At 64.1% G+C, this 21,441-nt stretch carries 15 protein-coding genes and 1 pseudogene; 9 read left to right on the forward strand and 7 right to left on the reverse strand.

What is annotated here, in order from left to right; all coding sequences use genetic code 11:
• Positions 1 to 6: 6 nt before the first annotated feature.
• Together NOV72_RS00255 and NOV72_RS00260 are read right to left on the reverse strand one after the other, a co-directional pair.
• Positions 7 to 420, reverse strand: coding sequence for a MarR family winged helix-turn-helix transcriptional regulator (locus NOV72_RS00255; protein WP_245932837.1), 414 nt, complete (start codon positions 418 to 420; stop codon positions 7 to 9).
• Between the two features lie 47 nt (positions 421 to 467).
• Positions 468 to 2,363 carry an FAD-binding monooxygenase gene (locus NOV72_RS00260; protein WP_106853193.1) on the reverse strand — a complete coding sequence of 632 codons (1,896 nt, stop codon included), beginning with the start codon at positions 2,361 to 2,363 and terminating at the stop codon, positions 468 to 470.
• Positions 2,364 to 2,527: 164 nt separating this feature from the next.
• On the opposite strand from NOV72_RS00260, the pseudogene NOV72_RS00265 reads away from it, so the two are divergent.
• Positions 2,528 to 2,815: pseudogene (locus NOV72_RS00265) on the forward strand (RBBP9/YdeN family alpha/beta hydrolase); the annotation flags it as partial.
• Between the two features lie 169 nt (positions 2,816 to 2,984).
• On the opposite strand, the gene NOV72_RS00270 reads toward NOV72_RS00265, so the two are convergent.
• Genes NOV72_RS00270 through NOV72_RS00280 form a run of 3 tightly spaced genes read right to left on the reverse strand, consistent with a single transcriptional unit; the run spans position 2,985 to position 8,676 of the window.
• Positions 2,985 to 4,448 (reverse strand): efflux transporter outer membrane subunit, encoded by a 1,464-nt coding sequence (locus NOV72_RS00270; protein ID WP_106852589.1) that lies wholly within the window; start codon positions 4,446 to 4,448, stop codon positions 2,985 to 2,987.
• Entirely contained in the window at positions 4,445 to 7,567 is a 3,123-nt protein-coding gene (locus NOV72_RS00275) for an efflux RND transporter permease subunit (RefSeq protein ID WP_106852590.1), read from the reverse strand. The genes NOV72_RS00270 and NOV72_RS00275 overlap by 4 nt, the downstream gene beginning before the upstream one ends.
• Positions 7,564 to 8,676, reverse strand: coding sequence for an efflux RND transporter periplasmic adaptor subunit (locus NOV72_RS00280; protein WP_245932871.1), 1,113 nt, complete (start codon positions 8,674 to 8,676; stop codon positions 7,564 to 7,566). The genes NOV72_RS00275 and NOV72_RS00280 overlap by 4 nt, the downstream gene beginning before the upstream one ends.
• 269 nt (positions 8,677 to 8,945) lie before the next feature.
• On the opposite strand from NOV72_RS00280, the gene NOV72_RS00285 reads away from it, so the two are divergent.
• Together NOV72_RS00285 and NOV72_RS00290 are read left to right on the forward strand one after the other, a co-directional pair.
• Entirely contained in the window at positions 8,946 to 9,569 is a 624-nt protein-coding gene (locus tag NOV72_RS00285; protein ID WP_106852592.1) for a TetR/AcrR family transcriptional regulator, read from the forward strand.
• A gap of 111 nt (positions 9,570 to 9,680) precedes the next feature.
• Positions 9,681 to 11,969 carry a mechanosensitive ion channel family protein gene (locus NOV72_RS00290; RefSeq protein WP_106852593.1) on the forward strand — a complete coding sequence of 763 codons (2,289 nt, stop codon included), beginning with the start codon at positions 9,681 to 9,683 and terminating at the stop codon, positions 11,967 to 11,969.
• Here the strand turns inward: NOV72_RS00290 and NOV72_RS00295 are convergent, their stop codons facing one another.
• Positions 11,970 to 14,366 (reverse strand): phosphoketolase family protein, encoded by a 2,397-nt coding sequence (locus tag NOV72_RS00295; RefSeq protein WP_106852594.1) that lies wholly within the window; start codon positions 14,364 to 14,366, stop codon positions 11,970 to 11,972.
• A gap of 265 nt (positions 14,367 to 14,631) precedes the next feature.
• Here NOV72_RS00295 and NOV72_RS00300 point away from each other — a divergent pair, with 265 nt between their 5' ends.
• Positions 14,632 to 15,078, forward strand: coding sequence for a hypothetical protein (locus NOV72_RS00300; protein WP_245932838.1), 447 nt, complete (start codon positions 14,632 to 14,634; stop codon positions 15,076 to 15,078).
• Positions 15,079 to 15,193: 115 nt separating this feature from the next.
• On the forward strand, positions 15,194 to 16,369 hold the full coding sequence (locus NOV72_RS00305) for a porin (RefSeq protein ID WP_106852595.1): 1,176 nt from the start codon (positions 15,194 to 15,196) through the stop codon (positions 16,367 to 16,369).
• Between the two features lie 29 nt (positions 16,370 to 16,398).
• Here the strand turns inward: NOV72_RS00305 and NOV72_RS00310 are convergent, their stop codons facing one another.
• Complete coding sequence (locus NOV72_RS00310) at positions 16,399 to 16,824, reverse strand: MarR family transcriptional regulator (RefSeq protein WP_216858847.1); 426 nt, start codon at positions 16,822 to 16,824, stop codon at positions 16,399 to 16,401.
• Between the two features lie 206 nt (positions 16,825 to 17,030).
• Here NOV72_RS00310 and badH point away from each other — a divergent pair, with 206 nt between their 5' ends.
• Genes badH through aliA form a run of 4 tightly spaced genes read left to right on the forward strand, consistent with a single transcriptional unit; the run spans position 17,031 to position 21,435 of the window.
• Complete coding sequence (gene badH / locus NOV72_RS00315; protein ID WP_106852597.1) at positions 17,031 to 17,798, forward strand: 2-hydroxycyclohexanecarboxyl-CoA dehydrogenase; 768 nt, start codon at positions 17,031 to 17,033, stop codon at positions 17,796 to 17,798.
• Positions 17,799 to 17,818: 20 nt separating this feature from the next.
• Positions 17,819 to 18,601 carry a 2-ketocyclohexanecarboxyl-CoA hydrolase gene (badI, locus tag NOV72_RS00320; RefSeq protein WP_106852598.1) on the forward strand — a complete coding sequence of 261 codons (783 nt, stop codon included), beginning with the start codon at positions 17,819 to 17,821 and terminating at the stop codon, positions 18,599 to 18,601.
• Between the two features lie 14 nt (positions 18,602 to 18,615).
• The gene (gene aliB / locus NOV72_RS00325; protein ID WP_106852599.1) at positions 18,616 to 19,767 is read left to right on the forward strand and encodes a cyclohexanecarboxyl-CoA dehydrogenase; all 1,152 of its coding nucleotides are present in this window, start codon (positions 18,616 to 18,618) and stop codon (positions 19,765 to 19,767) included.
• A gap of 27 nt (positions 19,768 to 19,794) precedes the next feature.
• Complete coding sequence (aliA, locus tag NOV72_RS00330) at positions 19,795 to 21,435, forward strand: cyclohexanecarboxylate-CoA ligase (RefSeq protein WP_106852600.1); 1,641 nt, start codon at positions 19,795 to 19,797, stop codon at positions 21,433 to 21,435.
• Positions 21,436 to 21,441 lie beyond the last annotated feature (6 nt).

Consider the following 21,441-nt stretch of genomic DNA (forward strand, 5'->3'; position numbering starts at 1 on the left):
CTCGCGCTATTCCCGCGGCGGCAACAGCGCCGAGAGCAGACGCCGCAACTCCGCGGCTTCCTGTGCGGTCAGCCTCGTCGTGAGAATGCGCTCGACCTCTTCGACACGCGGGCGCAGCGCGGCCAGTTGCTTCTTGCCCGCCCCGGTGAGAAAGAGCACGTAACTGCGCTTGTCGACGGGATCGTCCGAGCGCTCGACGAGGCCGTTGCGCACCATCCGCGCGACGAGATCGGCGATTGTCGAACGGTCCACGTCGAGTTCATCGCCGAGTTGTCGCTGATTGACGCCGGGCGTCTTGTGCAAGACCTCGAGCGCCGCGTACTGGACGCTCGTGATCTCCGCGGAGACTTCGCTGAGCCATACCGCCACGTGGCGCTGCTGGGCACGGCGTACGAGGCTGCCCGTGAATGTCGAGCGCACGTCGGGCTCTTTTTGATCGATCGGCAATTTCGCGGTGTCGGAGTGGGTTAGCGCATGCGGAGGATCGGCCGGAAGAACGCGGCCAGTTCCTCGTAGGCGTCCAGCGGAAGAACGTGCGCGACGTATTGATCCGGACGGACCACCACGAGTGCGCCGCGTTCGCGGTCAACGGCGCGCTCGCCGAAGATATCAGTCGCCGCGTCGTTCGTAAATGCCTTCTCGTAATCGATGAGACCGTGGCGTCCCTTGCGCGGAAGCAGCAGCGCGGGCAGATTTTCGACGCGCACATCGCGATGTGGCTGCTGCAGCACCGCGCGGAAATCGAGCACGCTGTCGATATCGGCATGCTCCGGCGTGACGCGTCGCAAGATTGAATCGGGCGACGTGGCCAGATGTTCGCACAGTGCATCGAGCGCCGCGCCCGTCGCATCCGAGAACGCGTACAAACGCCAGCGGCCGTCCGCGCGGGCGGCGTGCCCGAGATGCGCGGGCTTCGCATCCGCGATGCGCACGACAGGCGACGAGTGAAAGCGCGTCCCGATCACGAACCCGCCCGCGAGCGCCTGATGTGTCGTTGCGCCCGTCAGCACGCCCGGCCGGTAATGCGTCGCGAGGCCGGCCGTATATCGGCCCGCGCGCACGAAATACGCCTGCAGCTCCGCCGGATCGACGCCGCCCGCTTCCGGCCGATTCGGGTCTTTCGGCGGCGCGGCCATCATCGCGGACCATTCCTTGTCGAAGTCGATCAACGCCTTCGCGATGGGCCGGCGCTCATCCGAATACGTGCGCAACAGGCTTGCGTCGCTGCGGCCTTCGAGAACTGCGCCGAGTTTCCAGCCAAGATTGAAGCCGTCCTGCATGGACACGTTCATGCCCTGTCCGGCTTTCGCGCTATGCGTATGGCAGGCATCGCCGGCGATGAACACGCGCGGATCGCGAGCGCTTCCGTCGTCCATGAGCGCGTCGTCGAAACGGTCGGTCAGACGCTGGCCCACTTCGTAGACCGAGAACCACGCGACTTCTTTCACATCGAGCGAATAGGGATGCAGGATGTGCTGCGCCGTCTCGATGATGCGATCGACGGACATCTGCTTGATGCCGTCGCGATTCTCCGGCGTCACCTCGCCGAGATCGACATAGAAGCGAACCAGATATCCGCCTTCACGTGGAATGATGAGCAGATTGCCTTTGCTCGCGGACTGGATCGCCGCCTTCAGCCGGATGTCGGGGAAGTCGGTGACGGCGAGCGCATCCATTACGCCCCACGCATGGTTGGCCGCATCGCCGCGCAGCGTTTGCCCGATGGCCGTGCGCACGGCGCTGCGTGCGCCATCGCAACCGACCACATAGCGCGCGCGCACCGTCACCTGCTCGCCGCGCCGCGCTGCATCGGTGCGGCGCAATGTGACGCGCACCGGGAATTCCTGCGAATCGTCGCGCTGAATGTCGATGGCTTCGAGATCGTAATCCGGCTCGATCCTTTCGGGCGAGCGGCGCATCACATCGAGCAGATAGTCCTGCACGCGCGCCTGATTCACGATGACATGCGGAAACTCCGACAAACCTGTTTCGGTATCCTGAACACGTCCGGTACGCCTGATCGCGTTGCGATCATTCGCGTCGGGCCGCCAGAAGACCGTCTCGTTGACCCAATAAGCTTCGCGCAACAGGCGCTCGCTGAGACCGAATGCATGGAACATCTCGACGGTGCGGCACGCGACGCCGTCCGCCTGTCCCATCAGCAACGGACCGCTGCGACGTTCGACGATACGCGTTTTGATCGACGGGAATTGCGACAGTTGCGCCGCCAGCACGAGTCCCGCAGGACCGCTCCCGACGATGAGCACGTCGACCGTCTCGGGCATTTCGACTCGTGGTGCGCCATCGGCCGCCGGTTCGATCGTGGGATCGCCGACGCAAAAACCGTTCAGATGAAATTGCATGGTGTCGTCCTCCATTCCTCAGCACGTCAGTGTGATGAGGAATATACTCCGTACACCAACTATTTGAAAATGCCTTTGTGATGGACGTTTACCCTGATAGGGCGCGGGCCACGCGTTCTCCGATCTGCCCGATTGCGATACGCACGGCCTTGCGCACTTCCGGATCGCCCGCGAGTCCGGCGAAGTTCCGTTTCGCGGGCGCGTTCATGGCGCGCCGCCTCGACATGCTCTCGCTCGTCGTCGGCAGCGAAACCGATCCGTGGATGCCGCTCGACGATGCGCGCACGCTCGCGCAGCGCTGGAACAGCGCGTTCGTGAATCTCGGCGATGCGGGGCATATCAATACATCGGCGGGATTCGGTCCGTGGCCGCTCGCGAAACATTTCGTCGAAACACTCGCGCGCCGTGCCGCGCCCGAATACGAAGAAGAGGAACAACGCGCATACGGCTGAAACCGCGACAACGGAAACGTGAAGCATCGTGGCCGTTCGAAGAATTGACGCGGTGCGTCGGCTTGTGGTGCGTGCATCGCTTCGGCAAACCGCGCGTGAGTATCCGCGGCGCTCGCCTATCGCGCGCTCGCGCAGGCCGGCAAACGCTGCGGCGTCTGCCCGATTGACGTCAGCGCTTGTCGTCCCGCGCCTGCGCGACGCTCGCACCCGCTGCGACGGGCGAGCCCATCGCCTGGAAGAGCGCGGCGGTGTCGCTCATGCGCGCGCTGCTCGCGCGGATCGTCGAAAGGCGCGCGTTGAGATACTGCTGTTCGCTGCCGCGCGCGGCGCGCGGCGGAATCGCGCCGAGCCGCACGCGCGCCGCCGCATCCACCGATGCATCGCGGGCCGCGCTGCTCGCGCTGTCGGCGAAGGCGAGCGCTTCGCTGTCGGTTTCGAGCGACGCCAGCGTGTTCGCGACATTCTGAAACGCCGAGAGCACGGTCTCTTTGTATTGCGCCACGGCGGCGTCATACATGGCGATGGACGCGCGGCGTTGCGCGAGCAGCGCGCCGCCATGAAAAATCGGCTGCGACAGCGATGCGCCCACGCTCCACAACGCGCCCGCGCCCGACAGCGCGGTCGGCCAGTCGAAGCCGCCTTTGCCCATCGACGCGGATATCGAGAGGCTCGGAAACAACTGCGCCGTCGCGACGCCAACTTGCGCGGCGGCCGCCTTCAACGCGGCATCGGCGGCCTGAATGTCGGGGCGTGTCTGCAACAACGCCGACGGCAACACGACCGGCACATCGGACGGCAGCGCGAGGCTCGCGAGATCGAGATCGTCGGGCGCCTGGTCGGGCGTGCGTCCGAGCAGCACCGCGAGCGCGTGGCGCGTCGCGAGCCATTGCGCGCGCAAGCCCGGCAATTGCGCCGCGAGCGACGCGGCGTTCTGCTGCGCGTTGAGCATCTCGGTGCGCGATGCGGAGCCGAGCGCGTAGCGGCGCTGCGCATCGTGCGCGTCGTCGTTGGCCAATGCGATGAGCCGCTCCGTCACGTCGATCTGCGAATGCAGCGAAGCCGCGCCGATCGCGCCTGTCACGATGTTCGCCGCGAGCGCGCGACGTGCGGCGTCGAGCTGAAACGCCTGTTGATCGACCTGCGCCGCCAGCGCCGCATTCGCGTAACGCGCGGCGCCGAAGAGATCGAACGTGTATTGCGCCTGAAGCTGCCCGACGAAGAGGTTGTAGAGCACGGTCGGCGGGCCGGCCTCGGGAATGCCGAAGCCGCGTTGCCGCGTGGCTTGCGCGCCCGCGTCGATCTGCGGCAACAGCGACGAACCTATTTGCGCACGCAACTGTTCGCGCGCGGCGACGAGGCTCTTGTCCGCCGCCGCGAGATTCGGGCTCGCGCGCAGACCTTCGTCGACGAGCGCATTCAACGCATCCGAGCGATACAGCTTCCACCACTCCGGCACGGGTTTCGCGCCCGCGACGAAGCGCTGCGACGCGCCTTCGGCCGCGACGCTCGCGTCCGTTTGCGGCTGTGCGCCGTAGTGCGCGGGCTGCGGCATCGCGGGCGGCTTGCCGTCCGGACCGAGCGCGCACGCACCGAGCGCGACGCACGCCGCAAGCATCAAAAGCCGCTGATTCATGACGATGCTCCTTCGCGTTCGTCGAGCTTCACGCGAAACCACGCGGCGTAGAGCGCGGGCAGATAGAAGAGGGTGAGCACGGTCGCGCTCGTGATGCCGCCCATCAGCGCGGTCGCCATCGGGCCGAAAAAGTTGCTGCGCAGAAGCGGAATCAGCGCGAGCACGGCGGCCGCGGCCGTCAACGTGATGGGCCGGAAGCGCCGCACCGTCGCGCCGATGATCGCATCGAAACGCTTGTGCCCGGACGCGATGTCCTGCTCGATCTGATCGACGAGAATCACCGAATTGCGCATGATGATGCCGAACATCGCGATCACGCCGAGCATCGCGACGAAGCCGAAGGGCTTGCCGAACGCGAGCAGCGTCACGACCACGCCGATCAACCCGAGCGGCGCGGTGAGCACGACCATCATGACGCGCGAGAAGCTCTGCAATTGAATCATCAGAAGCGTGAGCACGACGATCACCATCACCGGCATCTGCGCGTTGATCGACGCCTGGCCCTTGCCGCTTTCCTCGACCGAGCCGCCCACTTCCACGCGATAGCCGACCGGCAACGCGCGGCGAATCTCGTCGAGCTTCTTGTCGATGGCGTACGTCACGTCGATGCCCTGCGCGTCGCCTTTCACGTCGGATTGCACGGTGATGGTCGGCTGGCGGTCGCGTTCCCAGATCACGCCGTATTCGAGCGTATCGACGACACGCCCGAGCGCGCCGAGCGGCACGGGACCATGCGGCGTGGGCATCGCGAGCGATGCGAGTCTCGCAGGATCGACGCGCTCCGCACGCGGCGCGCGGAGATCGACGTTGATGAGCTTGTCGCGCTCGCGATACTGCGTGACGGTCGTGCCGGTCAGCGTCATCGCGAGAAAGTTCGCCACGTCCTGCGACGAGACGCCGGCATCGCGCGCCTTCTGCTGATCGATCTCGAAGCGCACGGAGCGCTCCGAAGGCTCGTCCCAGTCGAATTGCACGTTGGCCGTGCGCGCATCGGCGCGCATGTCGGCGGCGACCTGCTCGGCGATGTGCCGCACCGTGCCGATCTCGTCGCCGCTCACGCGAAACTGCACCGGATAGCCGACGGGCGGACCGTTCTCCAGACGCGACAAACGCGTGCGTATGGCGGGGAAGCGCTCGCGCAACATCGGATCGAGCCAGCGCGCGAGCTGCTCGCGCGCTTCGACCGACTTCGCGGTGACGACGAACTGCGCGAAGTTCGGCGTCTGCAACTGCTGATCGAGCGGCAGATAGAAACGCGGCGCGCCGGTGCCGACGAAGCTCACGACATGATCGATTTCATCGCGGCCCTTGAGCGCTTCTTCGAGCCGCTTCGCTTCGCGCAAGGTCGCATCGAACGACGCGCCTTCCTGCAAGCGGACGTCGATCAGCAGTTCGGGCCGATCCGAACTCGGGAAGAACTGTTGCGGCACGATCGTGAAGCCGGCCATCGCGACGACGAAGAGCAGCACCGTGATCGCGAGCACGACGAAGCGCCGCTTCACGCACCAGCCGACCCAGCGGCGCAGGCGTCCATAGAACTTCGTGTCGTAGATGTCGTGCTCGTGATCGTCGGGCAGATGCGCTTCCTTCTTCCGTTCGGGCAGGAGCCGGTAACCGAGCAACGGAATCAGCACGACGGCCGCGAGCCACGACGCGATCAGCGCGATCGCCGACACTTCGAAGATCGAACGCGTGTATTCGCCGGTGCTCGACTTCGCGAGCGCGATCGGCAGAAAGCCCGCGACGGTGACGAGCGTGCCGGTCAGCATCGGGAACGCGGTGCTCGTGTAGGCGAACGCGGCGGCGCGCGCGCGGCTCCAGCCTTGTTCGAGCTTCACGGCCATCATCTCGACGGCGATGATCGCGTCGTCGACGAGAAGACCCAGCGCAAGAATCAGCGTGCCGAGCGAGACTTTATGCAGGCCGATATCGAACAGATACATGAAGAGCGCGGTGACGGCGAGCACGATCGGAATCGAGATCACGACCACCATGCCCGTGCGCACGCCGAGCGACACGAGACTCACGATCAGCACGATGACGACCGCTTCGGCGACGGCTTCGAGAAAGTCGTCGACGGAATGCGAGACCGCTTGCGGCATGCTCGACACTTCGGTGAGCTTCAACCCCGCCGGTAGTTGCGCACGCAACTTTGTCATCTCGTCGTTGAGCGACTTGCCGAGACGCACGACGTCTTCGCCCGGCTGCATCGTGATGCCGATCCCGAGCACGGGCGCGCCCGCCGAGCGCATCTGCGTGGCCGGCGGATCGATATAGCCGCGCTTGATCGTCGCGATATCGCCGAGGCGGAACGAGCGTCCGTTCACGTTGATGAGCGTATCGGCGAGCGCATCGACATTCTTGAACTGGCCGCTCGGACGCACGAACACGCGATCGTTGGGCGTCGTCAGCACGCCTGCGGTCGAGACCGCGTTCTGCCCGTCGATGGCCTGCGCGATCTGCTGCGGCGAGATGTTCAGGCGCGTGAGCGTCGTATTGGGAATCTCGACATAGATGCGCTCTTCCTGATCGCCGAAGTAATCGACCTTCGCGACGCCCGGCACGCGCAACAGCACCGTGCGCAAGGCATCGGCGTAATCGTGCAGTTGCGCGGGCGAGAAGCCGTCGCCTTCGAGCGCGTAGATGTTCGTGTAGACGTCGCCGAATTCGTCGTTGAAGAACGGGCCTTGCGCGCCCGGCGGCAGGGTCGCGGCGATATCGCCCACTTTCTTGCGGATCTGATACCACTCTTCCGGCACGTCCTTCGCGGGCGCGGAGTCCTTCATCTGAAAGAAGATGAGCGATTCGCCGGGGCGCGAATAGCTGCGCATGAAATCCGTGTACGGCGTTTCCTGCAGCTTGCGCGCGATGCGGTCGGTCACTTCCTCCTGCACCTGACGCGCGGTCGCGCCCGGCCAGAACGTGCGAATGACCATCACGCGAAACGTGAAGGGCGGATCTTCCGACTGCGCGAGCCGCGTGTAGGCGAGGATGCCGAAGATCGTCGCCATCGCGATGAGAAACACGACGAGCGCGCGATGCCGCAACGCCCACGCCGAAAGATTGAAGCGGCCTTCTTCGTGGCGATGCGCGTCGTCGTCTTCGCGAGTGTCGCTCATGACGCGAAGTCCTCGGGATGCAGCGGCGCGACGACGCGCACTTTCTCGCCCGCGGAAACCGTATGCACGCCTTGCCACACGATGCGCTCGCCCGCAGCGATTCCGCCCGCGAGCGTCACCGTGCGCTCGCCATAGCGCGCGACCTCGACGCGCCGCAGTTCGAGCGCATCGCCCGGCTGTTTGACGATCCATACGGCGGGATGGCCGTTGTCGTGGAACAGTGCCGTCGATGGAATGGTGAACGCGCCCTTCGCGCCATTCGATCCGGCAAACGCGATATCCGCCGTCATGCCGAGGCGCACGTCGGGCGTCGGCGCTTCGAGCGTGAGCTTCGCGCGCCAGGTGCGGCTTTGGGTGTCGGCGGCGGGCGAAAGCTCGCGCACGCGCGCCTTGAAGGTCTGCCCGGGCAACGCCGCGAGTTTCACGCTCGCTTCCTTGCCCACGGCGAACGCGCCGAGCGCGGCTTCGGGCACGTCGCAGATCACGTCGATATCGCCGCTCCAGGCGAGCGTGTAGACGGCCTGACCCGCCGTCACGTTCTGCCCGGTGTCGGCCTGCTCGGCGGTGATGACGCCCGCATGATCGGCGGGGAGCGTCGCGTAGCGCAACTGATCGGCGGAAAGTCCCGCCTGCTGCTGCGCCTGATTGCGTTGCGCGAGCGCGGACGCATAGGCGTTCTGCGTCTGCTCGAGTTGCGCGGGCGCGATGAGATTCTCCGCGGCCTGCGCGCGATCGCGATCGAGCTGCTGCTTCGCATAGACGAGCTGGTGCTCGGCGGCATCGAGTTGCGCGCGGGCGCTCGCGTTGTTCTTCTCGGCATCGGCGGGATCGAGGCGGGCGACGATTTGCCCCGCCTTCACGCTGTCGCCGAGACGCACGCGCCGTTCGAGAATCTTGCCGTTGATGCGAAACGAAAGCGGCGTCGAATAGCGCGACTGAACCTGTCCGGGCAGGCTGGATGCGCTCGCGTGACCGTCCGCTTGCGCCGCGACGGCGACGACCGGGCGCGGCGCGGGGGCGGGCGCTTCATGCCGCTTGCAGGCGACGAGCGACACACAGACGATCGGAACGAATGCCGCGCGCGCCACGACCGACACAGGTAAGTGCAAGAGCTTCACAGGAACCTCGGCGCCCGCTAGGGCATGGAGCCGCGCGCCTCGCAACGGGCTGCGCGGCTCATGGTCGAAGCAAGGAAAGGGCGACCCGGCGGGCAATTTCGAGAAACGAGCGTAAGCGGGGCGGATCGGCGCATTAATCTGAAAGCCCCGTCCGGCAAGGGTTTCGACGACCCGGACGCGAATACGAGTTGAATTTTAATACACAGTTGTATCTGAATGCAAAGCCGGATTTGTAAGCCGTGCGGTGCTACACTTCGCGCATGAAACCTGTTCGACTCACCCGTGAGCAGAGCCGCGACCAGACGCGCCAGCGTCTGCTCGACGCTGCGCAGGCGGTTTTTATGCAGAAGGGATTCGGCGCATCGAGCGTCGAAGACGTGGCCGCCGACGCGGGCTATACGCGCGGCGCGTTCTATTCGAATTTTTCGAGCAAGGCCGAGTTGTTGCTCGAAGTGCTCAAGCGCGATCACGACACGATCATGCAGCGCCTCTCCACGCTCTTCGAAGACGGCGAGGCCTCGCGCGCCGACATGGAAGCGCGCGTGCTGCAGTATTACAGCGAGTGCTACCAGAACAACGCGTGTTTCTTGCTGTGGGTCGAAGCGAAGCTGCACGCGAGCCGCGACGCGAAATTCCGCGTGAGCTTCAATGCGCTGATGCGCGAGCTGCGGCAGACCACGACCGATTACATCAGGGCATTCTCCGAGCGCGTGGGCACGCCGCTCACGATGCCGCCGGAACAGATGGCGCTCGGTCTCATCGCGCTATGCGACGGCGTGCAGTTCTTCTATTCGTCCGATCCGCAATCGGTGCCGGCGCAATTCGCCGAGGACGTGCTCGCGCAGTTCTTCCGGCGTGTCGTGCTGAGCGGCGCCGCTGAATAACGCGCGCAACGTGCCGATGGCACGCGCAAGCCCGATAAGCTAATCTTTGCGCGAGAGCCGCAAAGGCCGCGTTGGTCGCGAAACGGGGATGACATCCTGGAGGGAATCTCCATGAGCGCATTCACGCGATGCATCATCGCGCTCGGTGTCGTCATCGGGCGTGCGGCGTGCGTATCGTCCGTGATGGCCGCGCCGCTTCCCGTCGCGATGCAACGGTTCGTTTCGCCTCCGGCTTCCGCACCGGCCGCTGCCTCCGCGCCTTCGCCCGCGAGTCAGGCCGAAATGGTGCGTGCGCTGAACAGCCTCATCGGCACGCTCGACAACGATGCGCAACGCAACGCGCTCGTCACGCAACTGAAAGCGCTGCGTGACTCGACACAGAAAGCCGCGCCGTCCGCGCCCGCGCCCGCCAATGCCGATCTTCTCGGCGCGATCGCATCGGGCATTGCATCGGTTGAAACGAATCTGAGCGGCGGCCTCACGCCGATGCGCGTCTGGAGCAAGCGCTCGGGCGCCGCCGCAAGCGAGTTGCAGGCCGTCGTCACGGGTGCGCGCGGCGAGTCGTCCGGCCAGATCGTTGCGGGAATGGGCGCGACGCTCGCGGGCTGGGGGCTGTGTGCATTCCTGCTGATCCACGTTCAGCGGCGCATCTTCGCGCGCTATGGCAAGGACGTCACGCTCGCGCCGAATCCGACATCGGTCCAGTTGCTCGCCTTCGCGTTGCGGCGGACCGGGCCGTGGCTCGTCGCATTCCTCGCGGTGCTGCTCTTCGTGCGCACGATGCCCGATGCGCTCGGCCGCACGCTCGGCCTCGTCATCGCTTACGCGATCGTCGCCGGCTCGATCTTTTCGGCCATCTGCATGATCGTGTTCTCGGTGTTCAGCACGGCGCATCGCCGGGTCGCCGTGCAGCAACTGCTGGCGCGCGCGCCGTGGCCGCTCTTCATGATCGGCGCATGCGGCGCCCTCGGCGACGCGACCGCCAACGCCGATGTCACGCGCCAGCTCGGCCCGAATCTCGCGGGCATCGTATCGACCGTCGCGGGTCTCGCGGCGGCCTTGCTGTCCGGCTATTTCGCGCTCGCTTTCCGGCGGCCCGTCACGCATCTGATCCGCAATCGCCCGTATTCGCGCAGGCGCGATCATCAGTTCGCGACGGAAGCGCTCGATATCCTCGCCTCGCTATGGCATATCCCGATCCTGCTGATCGCGGTGGCTTCGTTCGTTGCGATCGTCGACGGGCGCGGCGCGGAAGGCGACGTGCTGCGGCCTTCGTTGCTGAGCGCGGCGCTGCTCGTGCTCACGCTGTTTGCTTCCGCGTTGCTGCTGCATCTGACGCGCCGCCGCGACACGCGTGCGCGCCGCCGCGCGCCGCATCTGACGCGGCTCATGCACTTCGGATGCACGCTGGTCGTGCTGCTCATTTGGCTCGCCTATTTGCGCTTCGAGCTGGAACTCTGGAGCGGGCCGATCGCGCGGCTCATCAAGCACAGCGCGATGACGCCCGGCTTCAAGCACGCGCTGATCGCGGTTGTCGCGACGGTGTTCGGCGCGTGGTTCATCTGGATTCTCATCGACACCGTGATTCTCGAAGCGCTCGGCCCGAACAGTTCGCGCAACAAGGCGCTCAGTCCCGGCGTGCGCGCCCGCACGATGCTGCCGCTCGTGCGCAACGCGATCTTCGTGACGGTCGCGAGCCTCGCGGCCATCGTCGCGGCGGCGAGTCTCGGCATCAATCTGACGCCGCTGCTTGCCGGCGCCGGCGTGATCGGCCTCGCGGTCGGCTTCGGTGCGAAGTCGCTCGTCACCGATCTGATCACGGGGCTTTTCATCATCGTCGAGGAGACGATTTCGGTTGGCGACTGGATCGATATCGACGGACATGCCGGCACCGTGATGGACCTCACGATCCGCACCGTGCGCCTGCGCGACGGACAAGGCGCGGTTCACACCATTCCGTTCTCGCAGATCAAGATCGTGAAGAATCTGTCGCGCGATTTCGCCAATGCGGTGTTCGAAGTTCGTGTGCCGTTCGCCGTGAAACTCGACGACATCACGCGCATGATCGTGGAAGTGGGCGCCGATCTCAGCGATGACTTTCGCTTTCGCAACCAGATACTCGCGCCGGTCGAGGTGTGGGGCCTCGATCGTTTCGAAGCGAACTGCATCGTCGTGAAAGGGCAGATCAAGACGCGGCCGTTACAGCAATGGAGCGTGGCGCGCGCATTCAACGCGAAACTCAAGCTCAAGCTGGATGAAGCGGGCATCGAGATGATGTTGCCGCAGATGCAGGTTCATGCGTCGCCGAAGGATCGCGAGGCACGCGCGCAGGCGGAGGCCCGGCATGCAACGGACAGCGCCGTGCAGCCGGAACTCCGCGTGCTCAGGGAATCGCCCTGATCAGAATGGCCATACCCATTCCGCGATTTCAGGTTTATCCGTGCCGTGCGTATGCGCATAGTCGAGATGACGGATGATCGCGTTCTTCATGTCTTCTCTCAAATGCGCGGTCCTTGCCTGCAATCGCGGCACACGATCGAGCACGTCGATCACGAGATTGAAACGATCGACCTGATTGAGAATCGCGAGTTCGAGCGGCGTGTTGATATTGCCTTTCTCCTTATAGCCGCGCACGTGCAGATTCTCGTGGTTGTGGAAACGATACGCGAGCTTGTGAATCAGCCACGGATAACCGTGAAAGTTGAAGATCACGGGCTTGTCGAGCGTGAAGAGGCTATCGAATTCACGCGCGCTCGATCCATGCGGATGCTCGGTATCCGGCTGCATCTTGAACAGATCGACCACGTTCACGAAACGCAGCTTCAGTTCGGGCAGACGCTCGCGCAGGATCGCGGCGGCGGCCAGCGCTTCCTGCGTGGCGACATCGCCGCACGAGGCGAGCACGACGTCGGGCTCTTCGCCTTCATCGGTGCTCGCACGCCGCCATACGCCGATGCCTTTCGCGCAATGCACGATCGCTTCGTCGATGGTCGCGAACTGCAAATGCTTCTGCTTGTCCGCGACGATGATGTTGATGCAATCGCTCGAGCGCAGGCACTGATCGGCCACGACGAGCAGCGTGTTGGCATCGGGCGGAAGGTACACGCGCGTAACCGAAGGGCTCTTGTTCGTGACGAGATCGATGAAGCCCGGGTCCTGATGCGAGAAGCCGTTGTGATCCTGCCGCCATACGGTGGACGACAGCAGAATAGTTTCCGAGGAAACCGATGCGCGCCACGGCACGTGGTTCTTGCAGATATCGAGCCACTTCGCATGCTGATTGAACATGGAATCGATGACGTGCGCGAAGGCTTCATAGGTATGAAAGAAGCCGTGCCGTCCGGACAGCAGATAACCTTCCAGCCAGCCGAGCAGGGTGTGCTCCGATAGCATCTCCATCACGCGACCTTCGCGCGACAGCTCGCCGCCGTCTTCGTCTTCGGGAAGTAGGTCCGCCATCCATATTTTCTTGCTGACTTCATAGATGGCCTGAAGACGATTCGATGCAGTTTCGTCGGGACCGAACACGCGGAACGTGTCCATGTTGCAGCGCATGACGTCACGCAGAAAAGCGCCGAGCGGGCGCGTGTTTTCATACAGGATTTTCCCGGCCTGCCCGACATCGACGGCGTACTCGCGGAAATCCGGCATCTTGAGTTCCTTGCGCAGCACGCCGCCGTTCGCATGCGGATTCGCGCTCATGCGCCGCGTGCCCGTGGGCGCCGTCGCCCTGATTTCTTCGCGCAGCCGGCCGCCTTCGTCGAAGAGTTCTTCGGGTTTGTAGCTCTGCATCCAGCGCTCGAGTATCGCGAGATTCGCCGGATTGCTATGCACATCCGAGAACGGCACCTGATGCGCGCGCCACGAGCCTTCGACCTTGTGGCCGTTGATTTCCTTCGGACCGGTCCAGCCCTTCGGCGTGCGCAGCACGATCATCGGCCAGCGCGGGCGCTCGACGTGTTTATCCTTGCGCGCCTTTTCGCGGATCGCGTGAATATCGGCGATGGCGGCATCGAGCGTTTCCGCCATCTTCTTGTGCATTTCCTCGTGGTCCGATCCTTCGACAAAAAACGGCCGATAACCATAGCCGACGAACAACGCCTCCAGTTCCTGATGACTGATGCGCGCGAGAATCGTCGGATTGGCGATCTTGTAGCCGTTCAGATTCAGGATCGGCAGCACGGCGCCATCGCGTGCGGGATTGATGAACTTGTTCGAATGCCACGCCGTCGCGAGCGGGCCGGTTTCGGCTTCGCCGTCGCCGACGACGCATGCGACGATCAGGTCGGGATTGTCGAGCGCGGCGCCATACGCATGCGACAAGCTATAGCCCAGTTCGCCGCCTTCATGAATCGATCCCGGCGTTTCGGGCGTCACATGCGAGCCGATGTGCCCGGGAAAGGAAAACTGCTTGAAGAACTTCTGCATGCCTTCTGCATCTTCGCTCTTGTCCGGATAGACCTCGGAGTACGTGCCTTCGAGATAGGCGGGTCCGAGCACGCCGGGCGCGCCGTGACCCGGTCCGGCCATGAAGATCACGTCGAGGTCGTCGCGTTTAATTACGCGGTTCAGATGCGCCCACACGAACGACAGCGCGGGGCTCGCGCCCCAATGCCCGAGCAGGCGTTGTTTTACGTGGTCGGATTTCAGCGGTTCGCGCAAGAGCGGATTTTCTGCGAGAAAGATCATGCCCGCCGAAAGATAATTGCACGCGCGCCACCATGCATCGACGAGTCGAAGTTCATCGCCTTCGAGCGCTGAAGAATGCGACGCGCCACTTCCGGAGTGTTTGCTCATTACAAAGTCTCCTTGCATTGAAGGTTCATCGGCAGTTGCGGATGCGGGCAAATGATGCGCGGAACGCTCTTCAAGATAGTTGCTGCGTGGGCAGTGCGAAAGGAGTCGGGCGAGGCTATTTCCGATTGACCGAAATATGGTGCCGTGTCATCTGCGCGACATTATTTCTCCGATGCCGCCCTCGCCGGACAATACCGTGTCAAATGAATTAAAATGATTTAAGAAGGCCGGGGTTTCATACCACCGTAACGTCCGCAGGCATTCGATGACACGCCATATCTCGAGATATTGGGTCGCCGGCATCGTGGCTTTTCTAGTCGGCAACTTTGCGTCAGCCAGTGAGCAAACTCGCTTGAATCCCATTCAGCGAGTGGTGGCGAGTGTGCTGTTCTTTCCCTATCCGGCCATCGTCTCGACCGCGGGCGCGCACGCGGCCGCCGCGTCTCGTCATCCGCGGTATCTCTTCAAAGGCACGCTGGACGCGATGGATGCCGTCACGTTGCCGAAAAACGACAGGAACGTGCATCCTGATCTGAATCAACTCGCCCGAGTTTCTCCGCTCCCGCCTTCGCCGACTTCCGTCCCCGTTCCGGTGCGTCCGCGCGACGACATCACGCCCGACGACGACTGGCATTTCTCCGCCAATCCGCAGCTCGGCGTGAATCACGAGCATGAAAAAGCCATGACGTTTTCCGTACGCCGCGATTTCTGAACGCTCGCGTGGCTTCGCGATCACGTGCGCGATTTTGAGGTTGCAGGGCGCCGATTCGGTCGCATAATGTTGAGGCAGTGCGCGTCTTTCCTCGAGATCGATGGAGCTGAGGCAAATGAAAAAGTTGCTCATAACCGGCGCAACGACGATGCTCCTCGCCGGGGCGGCCCATGCGCAAAGCAGCGTTACGCTCTACGGTCTTATCGACGCGGGTGTTACTTATTCGAACAATCAGATCAGCACGGCGGGCAACGGGCACAGCAATTGGGAACTGAAAAGCGGCCCGGTGCAGTACAGCCGATGGGGTTTGCGCGGCGCGGAAGATCTCGGCGCCGGATTGAAAGCTATCTTCAATCTGGAAAGCGGCTTCGACCTGAACGACGGTCAATTCACATCGAGCAATCGCATCTTCAATCGGCAGGCGTATGTCGGGTTGTCGAGCCGCGATTACGGCGTGCTCACATTTGGCCGTCAGACGGATGACATGGTGGATTTCGTCGCGCCGCTTTCGTTGACGGGCACGGAATATGGCGGCACGCATTTCGCGCATCCATTCGATATCGACAATCTCAACGATTCATTCCAGATCAATAACGCGGTGAAGTATCAGAGCCCGGATTTCGCGGGATTCAAGCTCGGCGCGTTATATGGTTTCTCCAATCAGGCGGGCGGTTTCTCGAACAATCGCGCTTACAGCCTCGGCATTTCGTATTTGTGGGGGCCGCTCAACTTCGGCGCCGGATTCCTGCAACTCAACAGCGACGCAGCGACGCCGGGACAGCTCAACAGCAACGGCGCCGTCACCGATACGACGGGTTCCTCGCTGCTCGGCGTGCTCACGACGCAGCCGGTTCCGCTGGGCGCGCTGTCGAGCCGTCAGCAGACGTGGGGCGCGGGCGTGAACTATGCGTTCGGCCCGGCGGTGGCGGGCGTCGTCTACACGCAAACAAATCTGACGCAGTTGTTCCAGACCGGTTTGAGCACGCACGTGCAGAACTTCGAAGGGAACGTGCGTTATGCGCTGACGCCGGCGGTCGAGCTTTCCGCCGCGTACACGTATTCGCGCGCGGGCGGCCTCGCGGGCGGCGGCAATCCGCACTGGAATCAGGTCAGCGCGATGGCCGGCTACAGCTTCTCGCGGCGCACCGATGTCTATGTTCAGGGCGTGTGGCAAGGCGTGAGCGCGAGCAGCAATTCGCCACTGGGCGTCGCGTGGATCAACGGCCTCACGGCGCCGTCATCGACGAGCAATCAGGTCGAAGCGACGGTCGGCTTGCGGCATCGCTTCTGAGGCGTCGTCAGCCGTCCCGTTCCCGTGCGTCACGCTTCCTCGTCCGCACCTTTCTGCGCGGCATCGTCGAGCTTCTTCATGTTGTCGAGCAGCTTGAGCAGGTAATGCAGCGTGTGCGTGACGTCATCGACCGAAAAGTTCTTCAACACTTCCTCGTAATAGCCGTGGATCTTCGGTGTCGCGTGCTGCGTCCATAGTTCGCGGCCCGGCGCCGTCATCGTGATGAGACGCGAGCGGCGGTCGCGGCCATCGGCGCTCGCGCTCACGTGGCCATCGCGCTCCATCCGGCTCACGAGCCCGGACAGATTCTGCCGGCTCACCATCAGATAGCGCGCCAGATCGCCCACGCTCATGCCCCGTTCCGCTTCCGGCCGCGAAAGCGCGCCGAGCACCGCCCATTGTTGCGTCGTCAGCCCTTCGGCTTCGACCGCGCGGCTTCCGGTTTTATGCAACATATTTGCGCATTGATAGAGCCGAAAGAAGAGCCGGTTGGCGAGCTCCAGCTTCGCCGCGTTGCTTGATTTAGCCGATACCAAGGGATTCTCCTAATTAGGTTGTTCTTGTCTTCACCATTCAGTCTTCCTAGTATACGCCAATATATTGACGTATTGATGCGGCGGCAACGCTGCAATGGTAACTCTGACCACTTACGGAGAAGACTGTGCAAAAACTGCAAGGCAAGACGGTGATCGTCACGGGCGGTGGCGGCGGCATCGGCGGGGCGACGTGCCGGCGTTTCGCGGCGGAAGGCGCGCGCGTCGCGGTGCTGGACCTGTCGTTCGAAGCGGCCGAAAAGGTGTGCGACGAAATTCGCCGCGCCGATGGCATCGCCGAAGCGATCCGTTGCGACATCACGCATCGCGCGGACGTGGACGACGCCATCGCATCGATCGAGGCGAAGCTCGGTCCCGTCGATGTCCTCGTGAACAACGCGGGCTGGGACGTCTTCAAACCCTTCACGAAGACCGAGCCGGGCCAGTGGGACAAGCTCATCGCGATCAATCTGACCGGACCGCTGCATCTTCATCATGCCGTGCTGCCGCGCATGGTCGAGCGCAAGTCGGGCCGCATCGTGAATATCGCTTCGGATGCGGCGCGCGTCGGGTCATCGGGTGAAGCGGTCTATGCGGCGTGCAAGGGCGGGCTCGTGTCGTTTTCGAAGACCATCGCGCGCGAGCATGCGCGTCATGGCATCACGGTCAACGTCGTATGTCCCGGCCCGACCGATACCGCGCTCTTCGCCGAATACAAGGAAGGCGCGGGCAATCCGGAGAAATTGCTCGAAGCCTTCCAGCGTTCGATTCCGCTCGGCCGCATCGGCCAGCCCGACGATCTGCCGGGCGCGATCGTCTTCTTCGCGAGCGACGACGCGCGCTACATCACCGGCCAGGTGCTGAGCGTATCCGGCGGCCTGACGATGGCCGGCTGAAAAACATAGGATACCGAATCATGAATTACGAAGACATCATTTACGAAGTGCGCAACGGCGCGGCGTGGATCACGATCAACCGTCCCGAGAAAATGAACGCGTTTCGCGGACGCACCTGCGACGAGCTGATTCACGCGATCAATCGCGCGGGCTATTCGCGTGAGATCGGCGTGATCGTGCTCGCGGGCGCGGGCGAGAAAGCGTTCTGCACCGGCGGCGATCAATCCGCGCACGAAGGGCAATACGACGGACGCGGCACCATCGGCTTGCCGATGGAAGAGTTGCACAACGCGATCCGCGACGTGCCCAAGCCCGTGATCGCGCGCGTGCAGGGCTATGCGGTCGGCGGCGGCAACGTGCTGTGCACGATCTGCGATTTCACGATCGCATCGGAGAAGGCCGTGTTCGCGCAGGCGGGGCCGAAGGTCGGCTCGGTCGATCCGGGCTATGGCACGGCGTTCCTCGCGCGCGTGGTCGGCGAAAAGAAGGCGCGCGAAATCTGGTATCTGTGCCGCCGCTATCCCGCATCCGAAGCGCTCGCGATGGGCCTCGTCAACGCCGTCGTTCCGCACGAGGCACTCGATGCCGAAGTACAGAAGTGGTGCGACGAAATCATGGAGAAGAGCCCGACCGCGATTGCCATCGCCAAGCGCTCGTTCAACATGGACACCGCGCATCAGGCGGGCATCGCGGGCATGGGCATGTACGCGCTGAAGCTCTACTACGACACCGAGGAATCGCGCGAAGGCGTGCGCGCCTTCCAGGAGAAACGCAAGCCGGATTTCCGGCGTCACGCGAAGTGAGCGGGAGCCATGTCATGAATCCCTATCTCGACGAAGACCTCGTCGCGCTCGGCGAACATGCGCGGCGCTTCGCACAAGGGCGCGTCGCGCCCGGCTTCGAAGCACGCGACACGACGCGCACGCTCGACCGCGAACTCATGCTCGAAATGGGCCAGATGGGCTTCATCGCGCCCGAACTGCCCGAGGAATACGGCGGGCAAGGGCTCGGTTGTCTCTCGGCGGGCGTCATCCATGAAGAGATCGCGCGCGCGGACCTGAGCCTGTCGTATATCAATCTGCTCGCGTCGCTCAACGGGCAGATTCTCGCGCATCACGCGGCGCCCGAGATCGCGAAGCCGTGGCTCGAACGGCTCACGCAAGGACGCGCGCTGCTCGCGATCGCGCTGACCGAGCCGCGCGGCGGATCGGACGCGGCGAACCTGAGATTGCGCATGGAGCGCGTCGGCGATCACTACGTGCTCAACGGCGAGAAGACGTCGATATCGGCGGCGGATCAGGCCGATGCGGCCGTCGTGTTCGCGCGCACGGGCAGCGTCGAGGAGGGCGCGCGCGGCGTCTCCGCGCTGCTCGTGCCGATGGACCTGCCCGGCATCACGCGCAACCGCTTCGATTGTCACGGCCAGCGCGCGATCGGACGCGGCTCGATCTTCTTCGAGAACGTGCGCGTGCCGGCCGATCATCGGCTCGGCGACGAAGGCAAGGGCTTCGTGCAGGTGATGCAGGGATTCGACTTCTCGCGCGCGTTGATCGGCTTGCAGGTGCTCGCCGTCGCGAAGGTGAGTCTCGAAGAAACCTGGGAATACGTCGCTCAACGTGAGGCGTTCGGCAAACCGTTGTCGGCGTTTCAAGGCGTGTCGCATCCGCTCGCGGACTTCGAGACGCAGGTCGCGGCGGCGCGTCTTCTGTGCTTGCAGACGCTCTGGCTCAAGGACCGCGGCCTGCCGCACACCGCCGAGGCCGCGATGTGCAAGTGGTGGGGGCCGAAGCTCGCGTACGACGTCGTGCATCAATGCCTGCTTTCGTTCGGGCACGGCGGTTACGATCGCGGGCCGATGGAGCAGCGCCTGCGCGACGTGCTCGGCTTCCAGATCGGCGATGGCACCGCGCAGATCATGAAGACGATCATCGCCCGCACGCGCGCCGGGCGCGATGCGGTTCCGGCGTGACATTCATCGGGACATCGGAGACATCACATGGAGTTCGACGCTGTTCTGATTGCGCCGAGGCGCGCCGAAAGCATCGCGCGCGGCTATTGGCAGGACCGCACCATCAACGACGATCTCGACGCTTGCGTGCGGCGCTCGCCCGACAAGATCGCGCTCACCGCGCTTCAGGTGGAGAGCGGAACGACGACGCGCTTTACGTATCGCGAAATGGCGTCGATGGCCGATCGCATCGCGGTCGGTCTCGCGCGCCTCGGCGTCGGGCGCAACGACGTCGTGTCGATGCAATTGCCGAACTCGTGGCAATTCACGCTGACGTATCTCGCGTGCTCGCGGCTGGGCGCGGTGGTGAATCCGCTGATGCCGATCCTTCGCGAGCGCGAGCTCGGCTTCATGCTCGAACATGGCGCGAGCAAGGTGCTGATCGTGCCGCGCGTCTTTCGCGGCTTCGACTTCGAACAGATGGCGAAGGGGCTGCAAGCGCGCATGCCGAAGCTCGAACATGTTGTGATTGTCGGCGGAGAAGGCATCGACAGTTTCGAAGCGCTATTGAGCGAACCCGCGTGGGAATGCGAGCCGGATGCGCGCGAGATCCTCACGCGCAATCGCCCCGGCCCCGACGACATCACGCAACTGCTCTACACGTCCGGCACGACGGGCGAGCCGAAGGGCGTGATGCACACGGCGAACACATTGATGTCGAACATCCGGCCTTACGCCGACGCCATGCGCCTCGGCCCCGGCGATGTCGTGTTGATGGCCTCGCCGATGGCGCATCAGACCGGCTTCATGTACGGCATGATGATGCCGGTCATGCTCGGCGCGGGCGCGGTGCTCCAGGATATCTGGCAGCCGAAGCCGGCGATCGCGCTGATACGCAGCGAGCGCGTGAGCTTCACGATGGCCTCGACCGTGTTTCTGACCGATCTCGCCGACGCGCTCAGCGACAGCGCGCAGTCCGTGCCGACGTTGCGCGCGTTTCTGTGCGCGGGCGCGCCGATACCGGGGCCGCTCGTCGAGAAGGCGCGCGCGGCGCTCGGCGCGAAGATCGTATCGGCGTGGGGCATGACGGAGATGGGCGCGGTCACGCTGACGCGTCTCGATGACGACGACGAACGCGCCTTCACCACCGATGGCGCGCCGCTTCCCGGCGTCGAAGTGCGCATCGTCGATGCATACGATGCGCCGTTGCCGACAGGCTCGGTCGGCCGCCTGTTCGTGCGCGCGTGCTCGGGCTTCGGCGGCTATCTGCATCGCGCGCATCAGAACGCCACCGACGCGCAAGGCTGGTTCGACACCGGCGATCTCGCCTATGTCGACGCGCGCGGCTATATCCGCATCAGCGGCCGCAGCAAGGACGTGATCATTCGCGGCGGCGAGAATATTCCGGTAGTCGAGATCGAGGCGCTGCTGTACCGGCATCCTTCGATCGCGGCGGCTGCGCTCGTCGCGTATCCGGATGCGCGGCTCGGCGAACGCGCGTGCGCGGTCGTCGTCACGAAGCCGGGCGAGCATGTCGATCTGCCCGCCATCGCGGGCTTTCTGAAGTCGCACAAGGTCGCGATGCAGTACATTCCGGAACGGCTCGTCGTGCGCGACAGCCTGCCGACCACGCCCGCCGGCAAAGTGCAGAAGTTCAAGCTGCGCGAGTTATTGCGCGAAGACGCGTGAGCAGGC

The organism is Caballeronia novacaledonica, from assembly GCF_900258035.1.
GTDB lineage: Bacteria > Pseudomonadota > Gammaproteobacteria > Burkholderiales > Burkholderiaceae > Caballeronia > Caballeronia novacaledonica.